Source organism: Paenibacillus sp. FSL H7-0737, assembly GCF_000758545.1.
In the GTDB taxonomy this organism is placed as follows: Bacteria; Bacillota; Bacilli; order Paenibacillales; family Paenibacillaceae; genus Paenibacillus_AQ.
The window spans coordinates 3,772,346-3,796,284 of sequence record NZ_CP009279.1; the positions used below are offsets into that span (position 1 = coordinate 3,772,346).

The following is a 23,939-nucleotide window of genomic DNA, read 5'->3' on the forward strand; positions in this document are numbered from 1 at the left end:
ACGACAACCGTTTCTCGTAAAAATATAAGGATAAAGTATAGTGTGAAGCTTATACTTTCTTATATTTCAAGCAGAAACGTCTTCAGCGTCCCTATAGGACGGTAAGCGTTCATGCAAGAAATATAAAGGTAAAGTATAGTGTAAAACTTATACTTTCTTATATTTTTCAAAACACGTATAAATATATATTTTAACACACTTTAATGCAACACTGAACTAAAAGTTAGTTGAGTGAAAAGAGGAAGCATAGAGAACCGCTTTATTCAGCCTTTCTTTTGAAAAAAACTACGGCTTTTCCCCTTACTGGGTACATCTAATACTCCCTCAAACATTTCATTGATCTCTTCTACCAACTTCCCCTTAGGTTTGAATGGATCTTGCTGAAAAGGTAGTCCATAAATCTTATCTGTACCTATAGCGGTCTGCAACAGTTGTACAGTTGAGCGTTCTGCGAGTGGTAACCCCACCCTCCAATTCGTTTCAGGCTGTAACCTTTTACGCCTAAGCCACACTAGTAAATCTTCGAGTCGCCAATCTGCACCAGAAGTAATTAGAATCGGCATATCGCTATATTTGAACTCATCAAGCGCCCCTTCATATTCCCCAACGCCAAGATCCAACACTACAAATTGATAATCCCCTCTCAGCAAATCAGCCATTTTTCCGTGAATAGGACGTTTCCAATAATGCACCCCTTTCCATGAAAAAGCAGATATCTCATCCTTGGATGCAACAGTTGTAATCTGTGTATGTAACATGCTGCGAATGCGTTCATAAACCGATGAATCAGGAGAAAAATCAACCCATGCAGTTGCCCCCTTCTGTGCAAGTAAGCTACTCACTGCGAATGAAGTATGTGTTGTTCCAAGACCTGAAGCAACTCCGAGTATGGCAATGACCATCGCTTTTCTCTTTTCTAGAGAATGTGGGACTGAAATAGTAAAATCATTTACTCTAACCATTTCGGACTCCATACGAATTAGCGTCTGTAGAACTGCTTCCGCATTCTGATAACGCTCTTCCGGGTGATGTCGTAATAAGCGTCTTATGATTGGAATAATGCCAGCTGGCATATGGTTATATAGCCGATCCTCCATCCCAGACTCCCATTGACTGCATTGCCCTCCAGTTGCCATAAAGAGAATTAATGCACCTAATCCATATAAATCGGATACCGGCTGACTCTGCCCACTTCCATATTGCTCAGGTGCCGCGAAGCCAACCGTACCAAGCTTAACCGTATCTTCAGAGATACCGTGTTTGTAGCTTCGTGCGATCCCAAAGTCAATTAACATCAGTTCTTTTTGCAGTGTCAACATGATATTTGAAGGCTTTAGATCACGATAGATAATCGGTGGTTGATGACTATGCAGATATTGAAGGACTTCTAAAAGCTGTTTAGCCGCCTGAATGATGAAGTCACTTGGCAAAGGTCCGGGATTATCCTTCATTAGCTGACTCAAGCTCACACCTTCAATATAGTCCATGATTAAATAGGAATACCCTTCTCGATCTGGAAGATAGAAATCGACAATACGCGGCAATCGTGGGTGGTCTAGTGTAATTAACATATCGGCTTCCGCTTGGATGTCAGAATGCAGCTCATCTAAGCATAAGCTTTCTTTTACAGCCCATCGTTTACCCTTTAGACGCAAATCATCCGCAAGATAAACATTACTCATCCCACCTGATCCAATATGGCCCGTAATTCTGTATCTGTCATCAATAACCTGTCCAATCTTAAGTTTTGTCTCAAAATACAAACTTACTCCCCCTTTTCGCAAAAAAAAGAGAAAGCTTCCGCCATTAACGTTCTTACCGCAAAATACGGTCACGTTAATAACGGGATGCTTTCCCTTAGAAAATTAAAATTTGTTTGATTAGTATTTAATCATATAAAGTGTAATTTCATCACGATTATGGAATAGCTGCTTTGCACGCTGAATCTGCATGCGCTCCCCTTCAAACATCGCAATAATTTCTTTGATCATCGCAAGTGGTTTCTTATGCATCAGTTTTACGGTCACAATGGCCGTCCCACCCGGTGACAGACTGTGGAGTAACCCGGTTACTAGCTTCGCCATCAGCTTAGGACTCCAGCTCATATCGCACACGAGCAGATCAAATTCATTGTCCCGGAATTTTACTTCTCCTGCGTTTTTACGAAGGATTTTCAAGCCCGGATAATTACGAAGGGACTCATGCATTAACGCAGGGTCAACCGCAGTAACCTTCATTCCACGTTCCAGTAAGAAAGAAGTCCACCCACCTGGAGAAGCACCAATATCTAACGCATTACGGAAGCTGTAAAAAGGAATATCAAACTCCTTCTCGGCTTCCATTAGTTTGAACTTGGCACGCGAGATTTGTCCATCCTCCTTACGGAAACGGATGGCACCACCATTCCAGCTAGATAAATTCGCTTCTGGTCTGGACACACCTGCATATAAGGCATTCCCGTCTGCGTAGACTGAAATAACCCAGGCTGGATCTTGCACAGTAAATTCTGCGCCTAAGTTCTGCAATTGCTCTTGGAGCCATTCACGAAGTTCTCCTGGACTGTCCTGCCAGAAGGAAGGATCACCTTTACGAACATTTAGGGATACCTTTTCACCCACAAGCTCAGTGTGGCGACTTAAATACACCGCCAAACGCTGTAGAGCTTCCATGGTTCCTTCATCCTGAAACTGAACAGGTTGTATATGACGCAGGAAAATGGGAAGATTCTGTGTGAGTAGGCGCGTTACTTCCTCTGGTTCAGATTGCAATGTAGCCAGAAAGATTTCTCCTGGTAGTAACAAGGTACTCTTCACAGCACCGAATAAACGGCGAAGCTCTTCTTGCGCATAAGGCGCAAATCCGTGATTAGCTGTACAAATATATCGGGAATACACTTCTTCTTCCGGAGCAATGTTCTGCTCTTCGGTATCTTGTCTTAAATCGTTCAAATCGTTTTGCCTCCAGGTCTAATTTTAATCCAGGGACGACCGCTATCCCATTCAACATCAACAGGAATATCATAAGTGGCCAAGATCATTTCTTTCGTTAATACTTCTTCTTTCGGTCCAGATCCAGCTAGCTTACCCTCACGGATTAAAGCAACATGCGTGAAAAGCGGGACAATTTCTTCCACATGGTGAGTTACGTATACTACAGAAACATTACGCTGTCTCAGCTTGTCTATTTCAGCCAGCATTTTTTCCCTTTCATATAGATCAAGGCCGGCACATGGCTCGTCCATAATTAATAGCTTAGGGTCAGCCATAAGACATCTTGCCAGCATAGCTTTTTTACGTTCCCCCTGTGACAAGGTCCCAAAAGGATGAAATGCCATATTGCCTAGATTCATATCTTCCAGCATGCTGATTGCTTTCTCTTTTACTTCGGTGGGGATCGTCTCGTAGAAACGCAAATAAGCGTAAGCACCTGTTGCTACGACCTCCCACACCGGATCATTTAATGACATTTTTTCCATCAAGGAAGGCCCGATATAGCCAATTTCTTTACGAACCTCACGTATATCACATTGTCCATATTTATAACCCAGCACTTCTACAGTCCCTTTGCTAGGAAACAAATAACCAGTCATCATCTCTAAAATTGTGGTTTTACCGGAGCCATTCCGTCCCAAAATGACCCAGTTCTCACCTTCTTTAACTTCTAGCGACACATCGTCCAAGATTAAGCTTTCTTCCCTGCGGAGAGATAAATGTTGTAATGAAATGATTATGATATAACACTCCTTATGTATTCCAGCACTCGCTCAACTGAAACCATGGAATAATAAACTTTCGGATCATTTTCCCGTTCTGCAGAAGCTACAAGTAGTGCAGGAACGCTCGTAATACGATATTGTTGTACCAAATTCGGCAGCATGTTCACATTGCCTGCAACCATTTGAAGTTCAGCAGGCAATAGATGAGCCGCCACCTCTAACATCCGTTCAGCAGCCTTACAAGTACCGCACAGTGGAGTGTGTAAGAATACTACAAGCGGTTCTCCTGAACTCTTGAGCGCCTCCAGTAATTCCACTTCATTCATTACCTTCATTTCAAGTCCGTCTCCTCGGCGATATCGCGAAGCTTATCAGAACTCAGGGGACCATTTACCAAAAGCATCCCCTCAGGTTTAGCAGTATATAAGATCTCATACATTTCTTTTCGCCCCCACAGACTGGAAGTGTGCAAATAGATTTCTCGGGGGAACAGTCCTTCCAGTACGATCCGTCTGGCAACTTCTCCACCCGAATAATCACCCGGTCCCATATCGTAATCCAGTGATAAAATATCCACCTCGCACTCACGCAGCATTAGAAGACATTCTTCCGTCGAACGAGCCAGAGCGAACCCTTTAGGTACCTTTCGAAGATCATCCATATAGATATGAATCACAATTACGCCTCCGCTTCAAACCAACCACGCACAGTAGCAATTTCTTTTCGGTGACTGCCATCCGCACCCTTCTCCGTTTCCATGACAACAGCTGAGCTTCGTAAAAGCTTGGAGGACAATAAGCTTTTCAGCCCCTGCTCTCCAATATGTCCTTGTCCGATTCCAGCATGTCTGTCGCGTCTTGAGTCGAAAGGAAACTTAGAATCATTTAAATGAACAGCAACAAGATGTGGCCAAAATCCAAGTCGCTCTCCTCGTTCAAGGAAGTCTTCCGTTCGCTCAGGGTTCCAGATACCAGCTGCGTAAGCGTGACAGGTGTCCAAACAAAATCCTATTTTCTCCGAAAATTGGCTAAGCTCTCGAACTTTCACGAGTTCTTCAAGTGTAATTCCTTCATTTCCATGGTTGCCCGCTTGATTCTCTATAAGCAGCTTAGTACGTCCATCCCAGGACTGAAGCACCTCATTCATACATTGTATAATATTTTGATAGCCTTGTAACGGCTCCATTCCACCAAAATGTCCAAAATGAACAACGATGCCTAATGAACCACAAGCTTCTGCAATCTCCAGATCATTTAAGAGAGAGGCTACATAAACCTTTCGCGGAGTAACATCATCTACACCAGCCGCCATGTTAATCCCATAGGGTGTGTGAGCAATCGAAGCAATCCCTTTGTCTTGGCAAAAGAGCGCACAATCCCTCGTATCTCTTACATCTACCTGTTTAAGTTTCAAACTACGCGGATTTTTAGGGAAATATTGAAAACATGTTGCACCGCTCTCCCAAGCGAATCGGGCAGCTCTCCCATAACCACCGCGAATGCTAACATGTGCCCCTATTTTGGAGCTATTCGTCATGCTGACAGTTTGGGCAATAAAACACTTTGCGTCCAGACTGCTCTGTTTTGATAATCGTTCCCCCATCACGAAGACAAGACTCGCCTTCACGATCATACACTTTACATTGATTATTATATGAACCTGTAACAGTATCCCCAGTCATAAACGGCATTTCCATGTACCCACCAATTTCAGTCGCCTCAGTCAGTACTTTTTGGATGCTCTCATAAAGACGGGCTATAGATTCAGTTGTTAAATTTTGTACTAGTGCAGAAGGTAAAAGCCTAGCTTCAAAGGCAATCTCATCAGCATAGCAATTCCCGACTCCAGCCATCACATGCTGATTTACTAACAGGCTTTTGAGCGCACCTCTCCGTCCCTTTAATAATGCAGTGAATCTTTCCAGCGTCATCCGACGATCCAGCAGCTCAGGTCCAAGCTTACCCATTGTGGCTTCGCTTTCCTTCACCGACAGCAAATGTATATAGCCTAAGCGAAGTCCAATAAAGTAAAGGATATGATCTCCAAATGCGATTTCGACTTGTGTGTTACGATCCGGCCGTTCTTCCTCCGTGCCATAAAAAAGTATTCCACCAAGCATTAAATGTAAAAGTAGTCTTCGTCCATCATGAAGATGAAACAAAATATACTTGGCACGCCGCTCAACAAAAACAACACGCGCACCGATCAATGCATTTCTAAAAGCTTCTGTTTCCATATTAATTGATTTTTCTCTGTTCACGATTACATCAGATATTGGCACATTTATAATATGCTGACTAAGCAGCTTTCTATAATTCTCCATTTCCGGCAATTCCGGCATAGCTCATCGTCCCTTCTAGGTTGGTGAAGTAATAAGATCCTAGCTATTATACACCGAGAAACGTTTTAAGTTCAGTTAAATCGGCACAAATTTCATCCGGTGAGATTCCGGTAAGGTTTTTATAGTGGTCAAGATTTTCTGCATTGGTTAATCCGGTAAATACAAGAACTGTACGACAGCCCGCATTTACTCCAGCTGCTATATCTGTACGCATATTATCACCGACAACCACTGCATGTTCAGGCTCTATACCAAGAAGATCTGTCGCAAATTTGATTAAATGGGATTCCGGCTTGCCAATCACTACCGGACTCACTCCACTAGCAGCCTCGATGGCTGCTCCGATCGTACCTGCGCCAGGCATAATGCCATCATCTGATGGCAGCATTAAGTCTGGGTTAGTGAGTACAAACTTTGCTCCTCCCAGAATCCAGCGTGAAGCTTGCGAGAGCGACGTATAGTTGAAGGAGCGATCGATGCCTTGCAGTACATAATCGGGTGAGTCTGTGACAATGCGGAGCCCAGCTTCGGTACAAGCCACATGCAAACCCTCTTCTCCAAGTATCGCCACTGCAGCCCCAGGTGATTCCTCAGCTATGTAACGTGCGGCCGCCATTGATGAGGTACATACCTCCTCAGCTTTCGCATCGATTCCCATTCCACATAAATGTGCAGCCACATTAGCAGCTGTACGCGATGAATTGTTGGTAACAAATAAAAAAGGAATGCCCACTTCACGCAGACCTTTAATCAGTAAATCAGCACCAGGAATCATTTTTTGCCCATGGTATAACGTACCATCTAAGTCAATCAATAATCCTTTAATCTGTTCCATTATAAATCCCTCTATTTCCATAAAAAATTAATTAATGCGATAAATTAATAATGGTATTAATAAACATTCAACCTAAGCCCAGCTTGGATTTAGAATGATTAATAATACTTTTTGTTTGGTGGTATTGTCCGTTTATTTTCGGCAAGATTTCCAGCCATTCGTACCTCTTTCACGCTGTAATTACTTTAAATCTAACACACTTCGTCGAATGAAATCGAACGAGAGACTCTTCCAGCATTTTTTAGCATAGCACTGTCATTTCCTGCGCTTTCCCGGAAAATAATCATTTCCCCAATTGCCCGTTTTGTCTTCGATAAATTGGATATGTGCCGAATTCCTCCGCTAATAATGTCTCTGGAAAAATGAGTTCAGCTTCTTCCAGCAAAGGAATTAACTCTTCAGACGAACTGTAACGAGAGCTGAAATGAGTCAACAATAGTTGGCCTGCATTGGCTTCCTTTGCTAGCTCTGCAGCTTGACGTGCGGTACTGTGATGGTATTGATACGCCATTTCTGCCAGATCATGAGCAAAGGTTGCTTCATGAACGATAAGGTCTGCATGAAGTGAGAGTTCTAAAGCTCCTGAACAAGGTCTTGTGTCTCCCAAGATCGTAACAATACGCCCTCTTTTAGGTTCTCTAACAACATCAGCAGCGCAGATACGAACACCGTCATCCGTTATAACATCTTCACCTTTTTTTAATTTTCCATATAACGGTCCAGGCTTTAAGCCAAAACTCTTTAGTAATTCCGTATTGAGGCTCCCAGGACTATCCTTTTCCGTTACCCGGTAACCATAGCTATCAATACGATGCTCTAATAATGCTGCCTCCACTTTAAAACCATCATCCTCAAATACCGTTCCTCCTGTATGCTCAACAATCTCAATCTTGTATGGAATTCGGGATTGGCTCACAGCTAAGGATATATCTAAGTATGCCTTCAATCCAGGTGGACCATAAACCGTTAAAGGAGAAGTCCCTCCCTGATAACCACGACTAGATAATAAACCTGGAAGACCAAATAGATGATCTCCGTGTAAGTGTGTAATAAATAGCTTTTCCAGCTTCCCTAGGCGAATCGGTGAGCGAAGAACCTGATGCTGAGTCCCTTCCCCGCAATCGAACATCCAAATGCTACGGCGTTCTTCAAGAAGTCTTAATGCAATCGACGTTACATTGCGTTGTATAGTTGGTACCCCTGCATTCGTACCTAAAAAATATAATTCCATCCTTTGTCCTCCCTTCGTCTTAACGGCTGAACAATCTCTTATCTATTCTAAACGTCCTTCTTCCAGCAAAAAACCCCCCAGTTACGGGAGGTTCCGCTGAAAGGGATACAATCCCCCTACAGACCGGGTGTATAAATGAAAGAATTACAGCTTCTCTACATTAAAATACTGCGCTTCTGGATGAGCGAATACCATCGCCGAAACGGAAGCCTCAGGCTCCATCATAAAGCCTTCTGTAAGGTGAACACCGATATCCTCTGGGGATAATAGTTTAAATAGTGGTCCCTGATCTTCCAGATCTGGGCATGCAGGATAACCAAAGGATACACGAATCCCTTGATATCTTGCCCCATGTCTTTGTTTCATGGTCATATCTGCAGGATCTGGGAAGCCCCATGTATCACGCATCATATGATGAACACGCTCCGCTAATCCTTCTGCTACTTCCAGCGCTACAGATTGTAACGCATGTGAGCGTAAATAATCGCCATTATCCTTAAGGGCTGTAGAGAGCTCACGAACACCGTGTCCCGCTGTTACCACGAGGAATCCAACATAGTCCATCATTCCACTGTCGACCGACTTCAAAAAGTCCGCTAGACAGAGATAAGGCTCAACACCTTGTCTTGGGAAAGTAAAGGTATGCAGAATCTCGGCTGTATTCTGTGGATTATACACGATAATATCGTTACCACTTGATTGTGCCGGAAAGAATTGATACATCGCATGAGGAGTAATCGTACCTTCCAGCATCGCTTGATGTAGAATGTCATCGACAGTACCTTTCAACTCCACAGTCCGCTCATCACCAGCAGCTAATTGCGCCTCTACAGAACCTCGTAGCCCCAGATGGTGACCGAGCAGCATTTGCATGTTCACATAAGGGATAATATGCCCCAATGGATAATTACGAATGACATGGCGCTCTAAATCGGGTGGAACAAATACAGGTGCATCTGGAGAAATTTTGGAGCGTACAGCTCTAGTCAGCGTAGGAAGCTCTTGCTTAGGAGCAACTGCCACTGCGGATTCTGCTTCCACTCGAATTTCCTCGGCAATTTTCTCCCGTTCAACAGGATTCATAAGCCGATTAGCAATATCGAGTCCATCCATAGCATCCTTAGCATATAATACCAGTCCATCATATTCCGGCCGGATACGTGTTTTGGTGAACTTGCGGGTCAAGGCAGCACCACCTACCATAATAGGCACATCAATCCCAGCCGTGCGTAGGTCTTGCGCAGTCAGCACCATCTGCTGTGCCGATTTTACGAGTAGTCCAGACAATCCGATCGCATCGGCTTTTTCACGACGAAACGCTTCGATAATGGTCTCAGGTGGTACTTTTATACCCAAATTAATGATCTGATAACCATTATTGGATAAGATGATCTCCACCAGATTCTTACCTATATCATGCACGTCGCCTTTTACAGTTGCCAGCATGATCTTACCTTTTACCGATGTCTCATCCTTCTTCATAAACTGCTCTAAATGACCAACAGAAGCCTTCATCACTTCAGCGCTTTGCAGCACCTCAGCAACAATCAACTCATTGTTATTAAACAGCCGTCCAACCTCTGACATCCCGGCCATTAGCGGGCCATTGATAATCTCCAAAGGTCCTGATTTGGTAAGCGCCTCATTAAGGTCTGGAATAAGTCCTTCTTTGGTGCCTTCAACTACATATGAAGCCAGACGCTCTTCTAGTGACAGGTTAGAAATTTTCTCTTTTTTCTCAACCTTTTTCCCTCGGAAGGCGGCTACAAAAGCAGCAAGCGTGTCGTCATTCGTATTATAAATTAATTCCTCCGCAAGACGACGGTCTTCAGCAGGAATAGACGCATAACGTTCTACCTTCTCGGTATTTACGATCGCATAATCCAATCCAGCCTTAGTGCACTCATAGAGGAATACTGAATTCAGCACTTCACGTCCTGCTTCCGGTAATCCAAAGGAAACGTTGCTGATCCCCAAGATCGTATGAACACCTGGAAGTGCTTCTTTGATTAGACGAATCCCATCAATAGTTTCTTTAGCAGAGCCAATATATTGTTCATCCCCGGTTCCTACAGGGAACACAAGCGTGTCGAAAATAAGGTCTTCTCCAGCTAATCCGTATTTGTTCACTAGTAAGTCGTAGGAGCGTTTGGCAACTTCCAGTTTGTCCGTAGCCTTGATTGCTTGTCCTGTCTCATCAATCGTACCCACTACGATAGCTGCGCCATACTTATGAATCAATGGAGTGACCAGCTCAAATTTTTCTTCACCATCTTCAAGGTTAATGGAGTTAATTATCGCCTTACCTTGACAGTACTGTAATGCCAGATCAATAACCTTCGGATCGGTAGTATCGATCATCAAAGGAACTTTAACCTTTTTTACAACTAATTCTAGAAACAGCTTAATATCTTCAATCTCATCACGGTCCGGATCTTGCACGCAGACGTCGATAACTTGAGCACCACTCTTCACCTGTGCACGGGCAATTTCTGAGGCTTCCTCATATTTACCTTCGACGATAAGACGTTTAAACTTACGCGATCCTAATACATTCGTACGTTCACCAACCATGTATGGACGGTTGTCGTTCTCAATATAAATAGGTTCAATCCCAGAAAGTGCCGGCGGATGATTTCCTGCAAGCGGACGTGGAGGGAATTGTGAAAGTGCCTCCGACATAGCACGGATATGTTCCGGTGTCGTTCCGCAACAACCTCCCGCAATGTTAAGCCATCCCTTTTCTGCAAACGCAGCAATTTTACGCGCAAGAGAATCAGGAGATTCATGATAATGCCCATTCTCATCTGGCAGTCCAGCGTTCGGATAACAACTCACAGCCGCTGAAGAGATTGCAGAAAGTGAACGAATATGATCACGCATGAACTCTGGACCCGTCGCACAGTTCAGACCTATAGAGATAGGCTTCAGATGTTCTAAAGAAATATAGAATGCTTCAATGTTCTGACCAGCAAGTGTGGTACCCATCGGCTCTATTGTTCCCGAAATCATCACTGGCAATTTGATACCCGTCTTCTCAAATGCATTTCGAATACCTATACTTCCAGCTTTCACGTTCAGCGTATCCTGAGAGGTCTCTAGCAATAACGCATCTACTTGACCATCAATCAATGCCACTGCCTGTTCCTCGTAGCTATCAACGAGCTCTTGGAAAGTGACGCCTCCTGTAACAGAGAGTGTCTTTGTTGTAGGACCCATCGCACCTACGACATAGCGGGGACGATCTGGTGTATCATATTTATCAACGGCATTGCGAGCTAGCTTTGCTGCAACCAGATTAATTTCACGAGCCCGCTGCGGAATATCATATTCAGCAAGTACAACAGACGTTGCACCAAATGTATTCGTTTCAATGAGATCAGCACCTGCTTCTAGATACTGCTCATGAATCGTCTGAATTACTTCTGGACGAGTTAATACTAGCATTTCATTACAGCCGTCCAATTCTTCCCCACCAAAATCCTCACCTGTCAGAGGCACCTGTTGGATCATTGTGCCCATTGCACCATCTAGAATTAATATTCTTTGTTGTAAGCTTTCCTCAAGTGTATATTTAGCCAACGTATAGTCCCCCCAGTAAAACATTAGAGTAAGTTTAGCAGAATAAAGGAATTTCGAAAAGCCTTCCTTTCCACTCTGCATTATCTGTAATCATAGGAATTGCTATTCTTTTAATTATGGTTTTACAGAGAGTTCTTTATTAGGCATAGAATGTTGAGTTCTAGCAGTTACGTGTGATGTAACAATATATTGTCCTTCTTTCGTTAGTGTTCCCTCTGCTTGATAGATTCCATCACTGACTAGCTTCCCTTTAAATTCAATTTTCTGTTCACTATCATCTTTACTCACAATTTCGAACAGAACCTCTTTCGCATCATCTACTGCCAAGTTGTCTTGCGTCACCACTGCTTCAAAGGTCACCTTCTGATTTACAACAACCTCTTCAGGATTCCAATGTAACTCGACCTTGATAGGTTCCATAGACATGTCCATGTTCATATTCATATTATGTACGCCAGAATGTTTAGTTTGGTCTGATGAACATCCTCCCAATACTAAAAGTGTTGCACCTAATAATAAAGGAACTATTGTTCTTGAAATCTTCATTTAGATTCCTCCCAGTCGAATTGATTACTAAGAATCTACCAATTCATGTTATACATTCTCCATCTATTATACACATTATTATTGGTTTTTCAGTATTTCGCATTAATTCAGCTAAACTCTTGTGACTTAAATCATATACTAGTAAATCTCATCTATCATATTAAATATGATGTAGATATAAAAAAGACAGCAAGTCTCCTAGATACCTAGGAACTCACTGCCTTCTTAAAGCTTAAATGAATGAAATTTTATAGAGATTGGACTAATGAAAGAAGCTCTCCAAGATGTTTGATTTCATAATCCGGCTGAATTTCCGGATCTGGCTGTTTGCCTTTTCTATTAATCCAAACTGTAGTCAAACCTGTTGCCAGCCCACCACGAATATCAGTTGTAAGCTTATCTCCGACCATAACTCCTTGCTCAGGTGCAATATCTAAAAGTTCTAGGGCATGCAGAAAAATTTCCTTATCCGGCTTTCCTTTTCCGAAGCTTCCAGAAATCACGATGTGATCAAAGAAAGGAACGATTTCAGGTACGCCATCTAGTTTCTCTTGTTGCAATGCAGGGCATCCATTAGTCAGAAGCAATAGCTTCACTTTTCCCTTCAGTTCTTCAAGCACCTGAATCGTTTCTTCATAGATGTAAGGTCGATTTCTACGCTCTGCTGCGAATTTGGCTGCTAATGTCTCAGCAAGAGCTTCGTCCTCTACACCAAGTGCTGCAAGACCACGACGCCATGCCTCTTTACGATATCCCGGTGCAAGCTGCTCCAATTGACGGAATTCCGGCTGTTCACCTGCAGTAAAGTTCCCCCAAAGTGCTTCAAACGGATTAATCCCAATCATCTTTGTAAACGGGTTCGTTTCGTAGGATTCATATAGTCCAATGGCTTCTTTACGCACCGCAAGTTCCAGTTCTTGTGGATCAATCGTATCCCCAGCGGCTTCACATGCAGAACGAAATGCTTCATTAACGCTCCGATCATCCCAGAGCAGTGTATCATCAAGGTCAAATAGTACGGCGGAAATTGGCATTACAGGTCTCCCTCTCCCATGGCTGGTTAATTTCTATTCGTGAACTACTTCAATTTGGTGAGCTTTTGCGAATGCTTCCAGTCGAGTCCCCATTGCATTGGTATCATAACGATTCATAAGTCTGGTAAAAATCCATTTCGTGCGTTTGCCTTTATGCTTAATTACAACAGCTCCACGCGAAAGGATGATTTTCTCAATATCAGAAGCTGGCAGATAACGTTCGCGGTTGAATTTTATAGTAGATAGTCTAGCATTCTCTACCTTCAAGTACGGACGTCGGAAGAACAGAAGTGCCGCTAGTAAGTAGTACAAAACGACTCCTAGCCAGTTCATAAGCATACCATTACCTTTGGCTTGGTCCACTGAACCAATCATCCAAAACATAGTACCAAGCACTAATAACACTACTGGAAATGCAATGTTACGGCCTTTAAAGGTTTCGCTGTTCTTACCAGGAGATTTAGATTTAGATGCGTAAATCGTTTCCTTCCCCTGTTTCTTTCTTTGCTTATTAATTTGCTGCGTGTTGCGTTGAACCATTCTTTCCCAAGAACGGGCCATATGCGTTCCCCCTAGTCATCCAGTAATATCTATGAAAAGGAACAGGGTGTTAATGCTTACGCCCCTTGTTACCTTGTTCATGCTCATCATTATCGACCAATTCAATCGTATTCAATTGTGCTCGGAAGTTATTGCGAATATTCCCCAAATAAATTTCACGAAGCTTGGCGCGTTCCGCCGTTTCCTCTTGATTAAGGCCTACGCTCTTCTGTTTGCGTGCCAATTCGTTAATACGCGCGACCAACTCATCAATATTCAAAACTTTCCCTCCCCTTATAAATTAATTCTAACTCTGCCATGAGAAAAAGAGCTTGTCAAGGTTTACTCCCTGCAAGCTCTTCATGTCCTCTTATTATGTTCTTAGAATATTAATATATAGGTAAAGTGAGAATATCTCCAGCATTAATCTGATTACCTTTAATGCCATTGAATTTTTTAATTCCTTCTATATATACAGCCGTTTTCATATCAGAAGGTTTATTCTCAAGAGCAATACTCCAAAGTGTATCTCCACGTTCAACCACTACGCGCTTCTCATCCTTCATTAAAGTAGTAGATCCTGCAAATACATTACCTACTACTGTAAGTCCTGATAGTACGAGCACAATGATCAATGTTAGTTTAATAACAAAATCTCTACGGAACAAACGCATCAAGCCTTCAAGCAAAAGCTCTGTAATCTCTTTAATCTGAGCTGAATAACGGGTAATAGGATTATGTCCTAAAGATTCAACCACTGGGGCTTTATCGTAGATGCTGCGGTATGTACTGTATTTTAACATGAATATCACCCTCCAAACACTTGTTCTTACTTTTGAAATTATAATAACACGAACATGTGTTTTGTTCAATACTATTTTAGAACAATTGTTCTCTTTTTTTCAGAGGTTAATATTTACCATATTCTTCATATAAAGAATCACTCTTATTGTTTAGATGAAGGAAACGCAATCAATACAAGACTACCATTTATTAACTCTTTCGAATTAATATTTATAATAGTTAGAACTTATGTTTGTGCGAACGGTAGTTCTATGTTATAATTTTCCCAAACATTACTATATGGGGTTGATTCCAATGTCAAAGATTTCAAGTCGCCAGCTGGCGATCCTGGAATTTATACGTAGCGAAGTCCGCAGCAAGGGTTATCCTCCTTCCGTCCGGGAGATTGGAGAAGCTGTTGGTCTTGCTTCCAGCTCCACAGTTCACGGTCATTTAGATCGGCTAGAGAAGAAGGGACTTATCCGTCGAGATCCAACGAAGCCTCGTGCGATAGAATTGCTTGGCCAAGAGGATTCCGAGAATGTCCATCATTTCGCGCAAACCGTCGCTCGCATTCCTGTCGTAGGTAAGGTTACCGCCGGGGTTCCTATCACTGCTACTGAGAATATTGAAGACTACTTCCCGCTTCCAACTCACTATGTTGGAGATAACAAAGTATTTATGTTATCGGTTCAAGGTGACAGTATGGTCGAAGCTGGGATTATGAATGGCGACTATGTTATTGTTCGTCAACAACAAACGGCTGATAACGGAGATATCGTTGTAGCTATGACCGAAGAAGATGAAGCAACCGTTAAGACTTTTTATAAAGAACGTGATCATATACGTCTTCAGCCGGAGAATCCGGCGTACGAGCCTCTTCGCCTTAATCGCGTGACCATTCTCGGCAGAGTTATCGGATTATTTCGAGATATCCACTAAGTATGCACTCCTACCAAGCGAAAACGGATACCGCCCTTTAAAGGACGGTATCCGTTTCTACGAGAAGTATAAGGATAGGGTATATCGTAAAAATATATACTTTCTTTTATTTTTTTAAAAGCTGTTCTGCAAATGCAGAACAGCTTTTTTATTGTTATCAAACTCCATTTATCAATTACAGAACATTTATTCTTATGGGCTAAAATGACCATTTTTAATGAATAACCGTTTAGGCATCCTCCTCATATCTTAATTAGAAAGGAGTGTTGCACAATGCCAAATTACCGGATTATAGTTGATCTGACGCAGCGTATGCTTTATCTTCTTGATAACGACATTGTGATCAGGGGCTTCCCAGTCGGAATCGGTAAAATGTTAACTCAATCACCACTCGGTGAATTCACAATCATTAACAAACAACCCGATCCAGGTGGTCCATTTGGGGTCTTTTGGATGGGTCTATCTAAGCCTCACTATGGGATACATGGAAATAATGATCCCTCATCCATAGGGCACGAAGTATCCCACGGTTGTATTCGTATGTACAATGAAGATGTGTTAGCACTAGCTGCGATTGTTCCGATTGGAACACGAGTAACGATCAGGAATTAAATCTATCTCTATAGATAAACACGCCTCACTCATGGTTCAATGGAGGAGGCGTGTTTGTATTTATGTATTTTTGATGACCTAATAGGAATTATGTGGTTATATGTCGAATAATGTTAACAGGATTTCAAATTGAAAGGAAGTGTCTCGTTTTGAACAACTCAAAAATTAGAACCCTCGTCGATTTTAAAGTCGATGCACTTGTTAAACTCTCTGGCTTATTGTTAAATAACGATCAAGCGAGTGGAAAAAAAGTAAATTTACTCACCTCATTCGGCAGTATTCAAGGGACCATCTCCCCTTCCACCTCCAATAAAGAGGATGTTTTTGACTTAAAATCTCTAATGGATGATGTCATTGTAGATGAATACATATCTTATTTAGGTGCGGAACATCCCGATAAAAATTTCAGCTATAACTTTGTAGTCCTTAATGATGTTTCTGTAAGACCCTATACTCACTATGAATCTCCGATCGAATACAAACAGCTAATTGTTTATACTGATCAAATCACAGCCTTCAATTTCTTATGATTTTGACATATTTATTTTAAAAACCTCTCATCAGCACTCCAGCAGTTGCCACAATTTTGCACTCAGCTCGCAAAATCGGCAGATCTCTGGGTGCTTTCTCTTTTTCTAATCAATAGTCGTTTCCTAAATTCCCACGATTTTCGCTCTTAACAGATACTAGTAGAGTGAATTCAGGCATATCTTTCAATAAGCAATAAATCTTGCTCTACTGAGATCATTGGAGGTGTGATTACATGCTGATTTTCTTGATGTATATGTTTGCCATTGTAGGAGGAATTTTAATTCTAAGTGCCGTTATTATAGAATTAAAAAAACTATCTACTTCTTCTGAACTTTCTAAGCTGTTAAACGCAACCTCATCTTTTAATATTATATTCACCAAAACATTCATTCCGCCCAATCAATCTCACTTGATCGCCCTTAATGAACCTTATAAAAAAATAGCAATAGGTACCAGCAATCCAAAAACAAGCAAAAAAGCAATAGCAAAGCTTTACTCGTTCGACAATATAATGGGATCAGAGATTGTTGTTAACGCACTAACCCTTTCAAAAGTATCTAAACGACAACAAAACAGCAAATCAACTGCTTCAAGTGCGGATATTAATGTGCTTAATAACGTTGACGAAGAGGCTGATGTTATCGAGGAACTTACGCTTAAAATATACATGAACAGCAATGAAATACCTGTGTATAGTATTTCCTTCTTGCCAGGCTTACTGCCCATTCAACAATCCGATAATCAGTACAAAGAAGCTTACTCCCAAGTCCAACAATTACATGCGTTCTTCAGGTCGATCGTATCCGAATAAATGCCCCCCTTCCACCTCTGATTACTTCACTTTACTTTACCCAATTAGAAATTTTGAAAACCTTAAGGAAAGACAAAAAACGGTCCTTTTGGGGGGGCCGTTTTCGCTGCATCCAACATTCATTTTAAAATTGCACACTAAATCCGTTAAATTGGTGAATGCCCGTACCATGAGCGACAAGATCCCGTTCACGTAATTCACGAACTGCCTTCATAACCTCTTGCAAAATAGATGGATCTAGACCCAACGTATTATGAGAGCCAAATATTTGTGATACACCTGGAATTTTTGCAATTTTTTCTAATGAAGCCACTAAATCAACAGGACTAGTAGAGGGGTAAAAAGCATAAATTGGCGTAACATCATACAATAAATCCCCTGTAAACAGATACCCGTTCGCATGATCAAAGATGCTAATATGTCCTGGCGAATGACCCGGTGTGTGGTAAATTTCTAATCTACGCCCGCCTAAATCAAGCACATCTCCCTCTCGCAATAGAGCTGTTGGTTTCCCTTGATAAGGTGTATACGTATTAGGATCAAACGTCTCAGGAACAGGAAGAGTAATATCTCGGCTCATATCTTTTCTGATCTGGGCAAGGGACAAACCTCGTATTCCATTAATCAGCCAATCCTCATCCTCTTTATGAACATAGATCGTCTCAAATTGTCCATGACTGCCAATATGATCTGCATGCACATGCGTAGTGATGACAGCGATAGGTAAATCCGTTAACTGATCCGTTATTCTTTTTATATTATCGATGCCTAATCCCGTATCAATCAACACCGCTTGTTCTTTCCCTAACAACAAAAAAGAGTGCACCTTTTCCCAATGTCCATATTCACTGATTGCATAAGTAATTGGATCAATTTTCGTGACTGTGAACCATCGATCTTGAATCAAGTGTGATCCTCCATTCCGTTCCATTTCTCCCTTACCTGCTCTTCTCCTTTATAATAGTCCGCTTGTTGATCCGCCTGATAAATTTCTTGATAGGGGAGAATGTTGATTTTACCTGAGTCCGGATATTCGCAAACATCTATGCCCTGGTTCGTTCGGAGATCAAGATACTTGCAAGGTGCATCCGTATGATTATAAAGTTGATGCGCTCCTTCAGGTCCTATTTCAAAAAATAGCACATCACCTTCAGAAACCTCACTAAAACCCTCGGGAGTTCTTAACATCGCTTTTCCCGTCAAAATCACAAATATTTCTTCAGCGTTTCTATGAAAATGATAAGGAAAGGAATACTTATCTGGATCAAGCGATCTTATGTCGAAGACAAGATGTTTAGAATTAGCGATCTCAGCTAACCTCTCACTCGTATGCCAAGCAAACTCAGGGATCGGAGATAACTTTTGTTTAAATGAAACTGTATTTTCATTAAAAATCTTCGCCAAATATAACACCCCTCATCCATTACGCTTTTCTTTCAATATAATCGGTTTGGTACTTTATGTAAATGCAGATTATCAGATTTAATAATAAAAAAAGCCCCGCCAGCTTTGGCGAGACTCTTGTATGTGAAATATCCTATTTATTTTGAAGAACGATTTTGATTTCTCCATCTGAACTAAAACTTAAAACCGTGAAATCAGTATTGATTTCAAGTTCTTTCCAATCCTTAGGAAGCTGGTAAGCTAGTTTGCCACGAATTTTCTTTCCCGCAGCTAAAGCGCCGTCCATTGTTCCTACTTGACTATCCAAAGTATGAGCCAAGAGATCTTCATTTATGGAGAAGCTGTCTTGGTATGCATTGAACATTAGCATAGAGCTTACCATATAATCTTTACTGGAAATATTCTCAAGTATAATTCCGATTTCTACAAACTCATTACCCTCTGATGGTTGTACATAATCATTTCCTTTAGGCTTTTCCAGAGACTCAACTGTAAGCTTAAAATTCTTAGTTGTGATGGTTTGTCCAACTTCAGTTATCATCGTTTCCTTTGGCTCTTCTGTAGGCTTGCTGGTAGGCTTTTCCTTTTCGACCGGTTTCTCTGTTGCTGCAGTATCATCTACCTTTGCCACTGCTGGTTCTGATTTTGATACTGTAGGTTCACTATCATTCTTCTGTGATCCAATCACCCCTATTACAACAAAAACAATAATAAGCCAAAACCACCATTTTTTAAAAAAAGGTTTCTTTGTTTTCAATATTCTACTTCCTCTCAGATAATATCCATTTCCAACTTTTGCTAGGAAAATATACCCATATTATCCTATGAAAGATATACCTTTGCAAGAAAAATATAAAATAATGTCAGATGATAAGAATAATTGTGACTGTTGTATTAAATTCCATTTTACTAGAATTATAAATACAAAAAACCTCAACGGCAAAGACATCAAGGGTCTAAAGGTTCTTGTAAAAAGTCTTGTATTGCACTCTTTACCACTCTTGAACTTGAGTGAGGTAAATATCACATTAAATATACTACTCCAGCTATAGCCAAGGAAAGAACTCCTCCTAAAGCAGACCATTTCGCTACTTTGTTTTTAATTTTACGGTCTTCTTTGGATTCCGAATAAAAATTCCCTCTTTGCTGAGTACCTGTCGTAAATCCGCCAACACATATACCAGAGATCACAAAAAAAGCCAGTCCTATATATATGAATATGCGCATATTAGTGCTCCTCCCAGGAAAGTATTGGATATCTATATATAAGATATTCTAACATTATTCTCCACTACTATTGGAAAAATTAAAATGTTGTATGACGAGAATACACATAATCGAGGAATCATGGGTATGAGCTCAGGTGCTATTTTTGTGGCGATTGGTATTGCGGCCCTTCTGGTGTCTACTTAGTTTCTCAACTAACGGAGAAAGTCCTCTTCTTCGAGTTTTGGACTCAGTTGACGTTATTTACATAATAATCGTCTTTTGTGCATGGTTTCGGACTCCATGGACCTCTGTCAAGAAAGTGGACAGTCACGCAACAGACATTCTAGTCAATTGCTCAGCAAAACGAACTGGAGAAAGATACCCCAGCGCGCCATGCATTCGCTTGCGGTTATAGTAAAACTCAATATATTGAAAAAGTGTCTGGTAGGCTTACTCCTTAGTCTTGAACCGTGGATTACAATAAATGAGCTCCTTTTTCAAAATGCTGTGCCACGACTCTATACAGGCGTTATCATAACAGTTACCTCTGCGGCTCATGCTGGACTCCATGCCATACGCTTTCAACTGCTTCGCGTATTCATGAGAAGTATATTGAGAGCCTCGATCGGAATGATGTAATAGACCCTCTTCTGGTTGTTTAGCTGCGTAAGCATCTTGTAACGCGCCCAAAACTAGGCTTGTTTCCATATGGTTCTCCAAGCGCCACCCCACGATTTCGCGCGTTCAAAGGTCCATCACATTAGCCAGGTACAAGCGCCCTCCCCGGCAAGGAATGTATGTAATATCGGTAATCCATACTGAATTGGGTTTGAGTATTTTAAATTGCTGGTTCAGCGTATTCGGGGCAATCGGATGGTCATGATTGGAGTCGGTAGTCTGTACGCGATACGTTTTGAAGACAATGGAGCGAAGCTTCATATGTCGCATGTACACACTCACCGTGCGTTCGGTAATGGTATAGCCTTCTTGATGTAACAGGCGGGTGATCTTCGGACTCCCATACCGCTTTTGATGGTCTGCAAAATGATACTGAATTCGCTTCATTATCGCAGCCTTACGAAGCATATGCGTACTGGTTTTTTCTGTCCGGCACTTGTAGTACCCGCTCCGTGACACATGTAGGGTCATGGACATCTTCTCCAAGAGAAACTCGGAGCGATGTTTTTCAATAAACTGGAATCTCAGTTCCTTGGTTTGCTGAAGATGTGCACTGCTTTTTTTACGATCGCTAATTCCTCTTCCACATCGGCAATCTTGTTATCTTTTTCTTGAAGTTGAAGGCTCATTTCTTTCAACTGTGCATCGAGTTCCCGTACTCGATCCACGCTAGCTGCCGGTTCATTCTTTTGTTCTCGATACTGGCTCATCCATTGATGCAGGGTACTTTTTGGGATGTTGAGCTCTTCCGCCAAGTCGCCCACTGTCTTTGTTTGCTCTTGAATGAACTGCACTGTCTGTTTTTTAAATTCTTCGTTATACCGTGGTCGACGTTCTCCCATGTGAACACACGTCCGTGGACTCATTATCGCCAGTCTGTTAACTACTGTCCACTTTTTATTCTAGCTTCACAATTGTTGTTGCATTCGTTGACTTTTTTATTGAACTCTATCTAAAAAAAACTTTAATGCTGTGTATTCTAGCCATCGAAGAAATATTACCGCATCGTTGATTAAGTAACATGTAGAAAGAGCCCTCTGGATTGGAGGGCCCTTTGATAGACATAGTTATAGTAGATAGGTTATGCGCCACGGAGTGCGACAGTATATGCTACAAGTCCTATAAAAAGTCTTGTTTAATCTTGCATTTCGTTCAATCTACGTACATACTTACGGTGTTTTTTGATTGATTTAAAATACTTGAAATCTCTAACAGCTTCAAGTCCTGCGCCATGTGAAGTAAGAAACATGTACGTTCTCGATCACTCAACGCCAGCAACGCATCCACCAGCTTTAACCGTTCAGCCTCTCCCGTTCGTTGTTCTGATGCTCCCCGTTCTTGGCATTACCTTATCACTCCCCCCCGTATTTAAGGCATAGAAAAAGGCATCTGTATTAGACACCCCTCTATCTTCTGCTATACTATTCAGTTTCTGAACCTATCTCTTCGGCATGCTTTTCTAGATAATATTCCACGTCCTTCAACACCTCCAGATTCATTCTGGACGCATATTCAGATTTTAAGTAAATATCCATTGTATTTATTTTCAATTTACTCCAGAGTTTCGCAATTATGCTCTTACTTTTTCAGATACCTTCTTCTCATCCTTTACCATTTCAGAAATTTCAGCCTGTAATTCAGTACCCAATTTATTTTCGGATTTAATATATTCTACCTCGGAAAATTCAAAATTTAAATCATGTACAAACTTATTTCTTAATTCATTTAAGAACTTTAGTCATCGAACAACTCTTTCTTTACAATACCTAATCCCAATGCCATATCTAATTTTTGTTTGTAATATTTAATCAATTTATCTAGATTAATTATATATTTCGACAACAAGTTTTCTAACTCATGATCTACATATAGATGACCTCGTAAAACAGTTATTAAAATATCTTCACTCTTAGTAATTGTAAGGAATTTCTCAAACGATTCGGTAAACTCTTTAGCAGTTATTTTTACATACTCATTTTTTACAGAATCTAAGTCAAAATCCAAATCTAATAGGATCATTCCTCAGATTTATGTACTGTAATTATTCAATACTAAGGAGTATAGTTCCTTCTTACCCATGTACCTTACCACACCGTCACCTCTGCAGCTTTGGGGTTTAGATTATGGGCTTTACCTCCATTTTCCATTCGATGGCATTAAGCCACTCACATACTCATCCCAGACTTCCCAAGGATACGTTTATCTTCAATAATCAGGTTCAGAATGTCCACAGTCTCCTTAACCAGCTCCAAATTAAAGGCATTGATCGTGATTTTTCTCGGTATTGCTACCATAACTTTCACCCCTTCCTATGGTATTGGTGTACAACAAAAAAGACCATACCCGATTGAGTATGGTCAAAAGATCTATTCTAGATTTAAGACATTAAGAGGATCGTTCCATCCTGTAACGACTCCGTTGTCAAAATTAACAATAGATGATTCAAAAAACCATGTGTCCCCATTATTAATTATAGAACTTGGTGTTCCCATAGATTTTTTAACTGTTTCTTTAGTATCACCGAGTCCAAACTTTGTGATTCCAGTTGAGCTACTTAATTCTTCTTTTCTATGGGCTACGAATTCAGATGCGGATTCTGTCCCTGTTTCTCTATTCCTTACTGCATCAAACACTGATGTTCCATCTTCGTATGTTGGATTTGGTTCGCTTACAGTTTCAGAAATAACCTGATTTTTCACTTGATCTAATTCTGTCTGAACACTTTCTAAAACACTCTCTTTGATTTGTTCATTCTGTGAATTCATCGTTTCTAATATTTCATTCTTGTAGCTTTCAAATTTACTTAATTGTGCATCTATATTGCCAACAGTGGACCAATTATCGCTAAAAAGTATCTTGGTTTCCCCTGTTATTCGATTGATCATTACTGGAAATTTTTGATCGAGTTTATCATACTTATATATTCCAGGATAGATGAAAATTCCAAAGGCTACAATGCATATTATTATAAATAAATATTTAATTATTTGTTGAATCTTAGGTTTCCACATTAATGTATCCCCTTATATATCCACATCGGTTGCGGTACTTACTATATCATCTGTAACATTAATATATTATAAAGGAGTAATGAAGCATGACTAAGAAAACTTATGCAACCCTTGTATATTCAGTATAAAAAAGC

Annotated in this window: 30 protein-coding genes and 1 pseudogene; 4 read left to right on the forward strand and 27 right to left on the reverse strand. The window is 41.0% G+C overall.

All coding sequences use genetic code 11. From position 1 onward, the window contains the following. Window positions 1-263: 263 nt before the first annotated feature. The 15 genes from H70737_RS16325 to H70737_RS16395 form a co-directional block, all read right to left on the reverse strand. The gene (locus tag H70737_RS16325; RefSeq protein ID WP_042188825.1) at window positions 264-1,763 is read right to left on the reverse strand and encodes a serine/threonine protein kinase; all 1,500 of its coding nucleotides are present in this window, start codon (window positions 1,761-1,763) and stop codon (window positions 264-266) included. 117 nt (window positions 1,764-1,880) lie between these two features. Beyond that, window positions 1,881-2,948: an SAM-dependent methyltransferase gene (locus tag H70737_RS16330; protein WP_042188827.1), complete on the reverse strand. Its 1,068-nt coding sequence runs from the start codon at window positions 2,946-2,948 to the stop codon at window positions 1,881-1,883. Further along, entirely contained in the window at window positions 2,945-3,727 is a 783-nt protein-coding gene (locus tag H70737_RS16335; RefSeq protein ID WP_042188828.1) for an ABC transporter ATP-binding protein, read from the reverse strand. The genes H70737_RS16330 and H70737_RS16335 overlap by 4 nt, the downstream gene beginning before the upstream one ends. Further along, entirely contained in the window at window positions 3,727-4,050 is a 324-nt protein-coding gene (locus H70737_RS16340) for a thioredoxin family protein (RefSeq protein WP_231573284.1), read from the reverse strand. The genes H70737_RS16335 and H70737_RS16340 overlap by 1 nt, the downstream gene beginning before the upstream one ends. Then, a complete protein-coding gene (locus H70737_RS16345; RefSeq protein ID WP_042188830.1) occupies window positions 4,047-4,391 on the reverse strand; it encodes a cyclic-phosphate processing receiver domain-containing protein in 345 nt (114 codons plus the stop codon). The genes H70737_RS16340 and H70737_RS16345 overlap by 4 nt, the downstream gene beginning before the upstream one ends. Window positions 4,392-4,393: 2 nt before the next feature. Continuing rightward, entirely contained in the window at window positions 4,394-5,317 is a 924-nt protein-coding gene (locus tag H70737_RS16350; RefSeq protein ID WP_331281441.1) for a deoxyribonuclease IV, read from the reverse strand. Then, a complete protein-coding gene (locus H70737_RS16355) occupies window positions 5,241-6,056 on the reverse strand; it encodes an Fpg/Nei family DNA glycosylase (protein ID WP_042188834.1) in 816 nt (271 codons plus the stop codon). The genes H70737_RS16350 and H70737_RS16355 overlap by 77 nt, the downstream gene beginning before the upstream one ends. A gap of 46 nt (window positions 6,057-6,102) precedes the next feature. Further along, window positions 6,103-6,891: an HAD-IIA family hydrolase gene (locus H70737_RS16360; protein ID WP_042188836.1), complete on the reverse strand. Its 789-nt coding sequence runs from the start codon at window positions 6,889-6,891 to the stop codon at window positions 6,103-6,105. 283 nt (window positions 6,892-7,174) lie between these two features. Further along, window positions 7,175-8,122 (reverse strand): ribonuclease Z, encoded by a 948-nt coding sequence (gene rnz / locus H70737_RS16365; RefSeq protein WP_042188838.1) that lies wholly within the window; start codon window positions 8,120-8,122, stop codon window positions 7,175-7,177. 144 nt (window positions 8,123-8,266) lie between these two features. Beyond that, a complete protein-coding gene (gene metH / locus H70737_RS16370; RefSeq protein WP_442950259.1) occupies window positions 8,267-11,644 on the reverse strand; it encodes a methionine synthase in 3,378 nt (1,125 codons plus the stop codon). A 174-nt stretch (window positions 11,645-11,818) separates the two neighbouring features. Next, window positions 11,819-12,250 carry a FixH family protein gene (locus tag H70737_RS16375; RefSeq protein WP_052404319.1) on the reverse strand — a complete coding sequence of 144 codons (432 nt, stop codon included), beginning with the start codon at window positions 12,248-12,250 and terminating at the stop codon, window positions 11,819-11,821. A gap of 248 nt (window positions 12,251-12,498) precedes the next feature. Continuing rightward, a complete protein-coding gene (locus H70737_RS16380) occupies window positions 12,499-13,284 on the reverse strand; it encodes an HAD family hydrolase (RefSeq protein WP_042188841.1) in 786 nt (261 codons plus the stop codon). A gap of 33 nt (window positions 13,285-13,317) precedes the next feature. Continuing rightward, window positions 13,318-13,845: a hypothetical protein gene (locus H70737_RS16385; protein WP_042188843.1), complete on the reverse strand. Its 528-nt coding sequence runs from the start codon at window positions 13,843-13,845 to the stop codon at window positions 13,318-13,320. 49 nt (window positions 13,846-13,894) lie between these two features. Beyond that, the gene (locus tag H70737_RS16390; protein ID WP_042188845.1) at window positions 13,895-14,104 is read right to left on the reverse strand and encodes a DUF896 domain-containing protein; all 210 of its coding nucleotides are present in this window, start codon (window positions 14,102-14,104) and stop codon (window positions 13,895-13,897) included. A 109-nt stretch (window positions 14,105-14,213) separates the two neighbouring features. Then, window positions 14,214-14,627, reverse strand: a complete 414-nt coding sequence (locus H70737_RS16395) for a LysM peptidoglycan-binding domain-containing protein (RefSeq protein ID WP_042188847.1) — start codon at window positions 14,625-14,627, stop codon at window positions 14,214-14,216. Window positions 14,628-14,922: 295 nt separating this feature from the next. Between H70737_RS16395 and lexA the strand changes: the two genes are divergently transcribed. From lexA to H70737_RS16415, 4 genes are all read left to right on the forward strand, one after another. Beyond that, the gene (lexA, locus tag H70737_RS16400; RefSeq protein ID WP_042188849.1) at window positions 14,923-15,549 is read left to right on the forward strand and encodes a transcriptional repressor LexA; all 627 of its coding nucleotides are present in this window, start codon (window positions 14,923-14,925) and stop codon (window positions 15,547-15,549) included. A gap of 273 nt (window positions 15,550-15,822) precedes the next feature. After that, window positions 15,823-16,161 (forward strand): L,D-transpeptidase, encoded by a 339-nt coding sequence (locus H70737_RS16405; RefSeq protein ID WP_042188851.1) that lies wholly within the window; start codon window positions 15,823-15,825, stop codon window positions 16,159-16,161. A gap of 149 nt (window positions 16,162-16,310) precedes the next feature. Further along, window positions 16,311-16,691: a hypothetical protein gene (locus H70737_RS16410; RefSeq protein WP_042188853.1), complete on the forward strand. Its 381-nt coding sequence runs from the start codon at window positions 16,311-16,313 to the stop codon at window positions 16,689-16,691. A gap of 233 nt (window positions 16,692-16,924) precedes the next feature. Next, the gene (locus H70737_RS16415; protein ID WP_042188855.1) at window positions 16,925-17,503 is read left to right on the forward strand and encodes a hypothetical protein; all 579 of its coding nucleotides are present in this window, start codon (window positions 16,925-16,927) and stop codon (window positions 17,501-17,503) included. A 124-nt stretch (window positions 17,504-17,627) separates the two neighbouring features. On the opposite strand, the gene H70737_RS16420 is transcribed toward H70737_RS16415, so the two are convergent. The 12 genes and pseudogenes from H70737_RS16420 to H70737_RS16455 all read right to left on the reverse strand — a co-directional run bounded on the left by H70737_RS16420 (window position 17,628) and on the right by H70737_RS16455 (window position 23,805). After that, the gene (locus H70737_RS16420; RefSeq protein WP_442950242.1) at window positions 17,628-18,410 is read right to left on the reverse strand and encodes an MBL fold metallo-hydrolase; all 783 of its coding nucleotides are present in this window, start codon (window positions 18,408-18,410) and stop codon (window positions 17,628-17,630) included. Continuing rightward, complete coding sequence (locus H70737_RS16425) at window positions 18,407-18,907, reverse strand: cupin domain-containing protein (protein ID WP_052404320.1); 501 nt, start codon at window positions 18,905-18,907, stop codon at window positions 18,407-18,409. The genes H70737_RS16420 and H70737_RS16425 overlap by 4 nt, the downstream gene beginning before the upstream one ends. A 133-nt stretch (window positions 18,908-19,040) precedes the next feature. After that, window positions 19,041-19,664, reverse strand: coding sequence for a DUF4352 domain-containing protein (locus H70737_RS16430; protein WP_042188860.1), 624 nt, complete (start codon window positions 19,662-19,664; stop codon window positions 19,041-19,043). Between the two features lie 266 nt (window positions 19,665-19,930). After that, a complete protein-coding gene (locus tag H70737_RS16435) occupies window positions 19,931-20,134 on the reverse strand; it encodes a DUF5316 family protein (RefSeq protein WP_042188862.1) in 204 nt (67 codons plus the stop codon). A 309-nt stretch (window positions 20,135-20,443) separates the two neighbouring features. Further along, window positions 20,444-20,551 (reverse strand): annotated as a pseudogene (locus tag H70737_RS31665) (IS3 family transposase); the annotation flags it as partial. A gap of 15 nt (window positions 20,552-20,566) precedes the next feature. Then, a complete protein-coding gene (locus H70737_RS30755; RefSeq protein ID WP_269321753.1) occupies window positions 20,567-20,848 on the reverse strand; it encodes a DDE-type integrase/transposase/recombinase in 282 nt (93 codons plus the stop codon). Window positions 20,849-20,860: 12 nt separating this feature from the next. Then, a complete protein-coding gene (locus H70737_RS30760) occupies window positions 20,861-21,265 on the reverse strand; it encodes an IS3 family transposase (RefSeq protein ID WP_197071209.1) in 405 nt (134 codons plus the stop codon). 53 nt (window positions 21,266-21,318) lie between these two features. After that, complete coding sequence (locus tag H70737_RS16445; protein ID WP_042188864.1) at window positions 21,319-21,636, reverse strand: transposase; 318 nt, start codon at window positions 21,634-21,636, stop codon at window positions 21,319-21,321. 310 nt (window positions 21,637-21,946) lie between these two features. Then, window positions 21,947-22,081 (reverse strand): sigma factor-like helix-turn-helix DNA-binding protein, encoded by a 135-nt coding sequence (locus H70737_RS31670; protein ID WP_197071210.1) that lies wholly within the window; start codon window positions 22,079-22,081, stop codon window positions 21,947-21,949. 447 nt (window positions 22,082-22,528) lie between these two features. Further along, entirely contained in the window at window positions 22,529-22,798 is a 270-nt protein-coding gene (locus H70737_RS16450; RefSeq protein WP_197071211.1) for a hypothetical protein, read from the reverse strand. Between the two features lie 161 nt (window positions 22,799-22,959). Next, window positions 22,960-23,088 (reverse strand): hypothetical protein, encoded by a 129-nt coding sequence (locus H70737_RS31485; protein ID WP_269321754.1) that lies wholly within the window; start codon window positions 23,086-23,088, stop codon window positions 22,960-22,962. A gap of 72 nt (window positions 23,089-23,160) precedes the next feature. Continuing rightward, window positions 23,161-23,805, reverse strand: coding sequence for a hypothetical protein (locus H70737_RS16455; RefSeq protein ID WP_042188868.1), 645 nt, complete (start codon window positions 23,803-23,805; stop codon window positions 23,161-23,163). Between the last annotated feature and the right edge of the window lie 134 nt (window positions 23,806-23,939).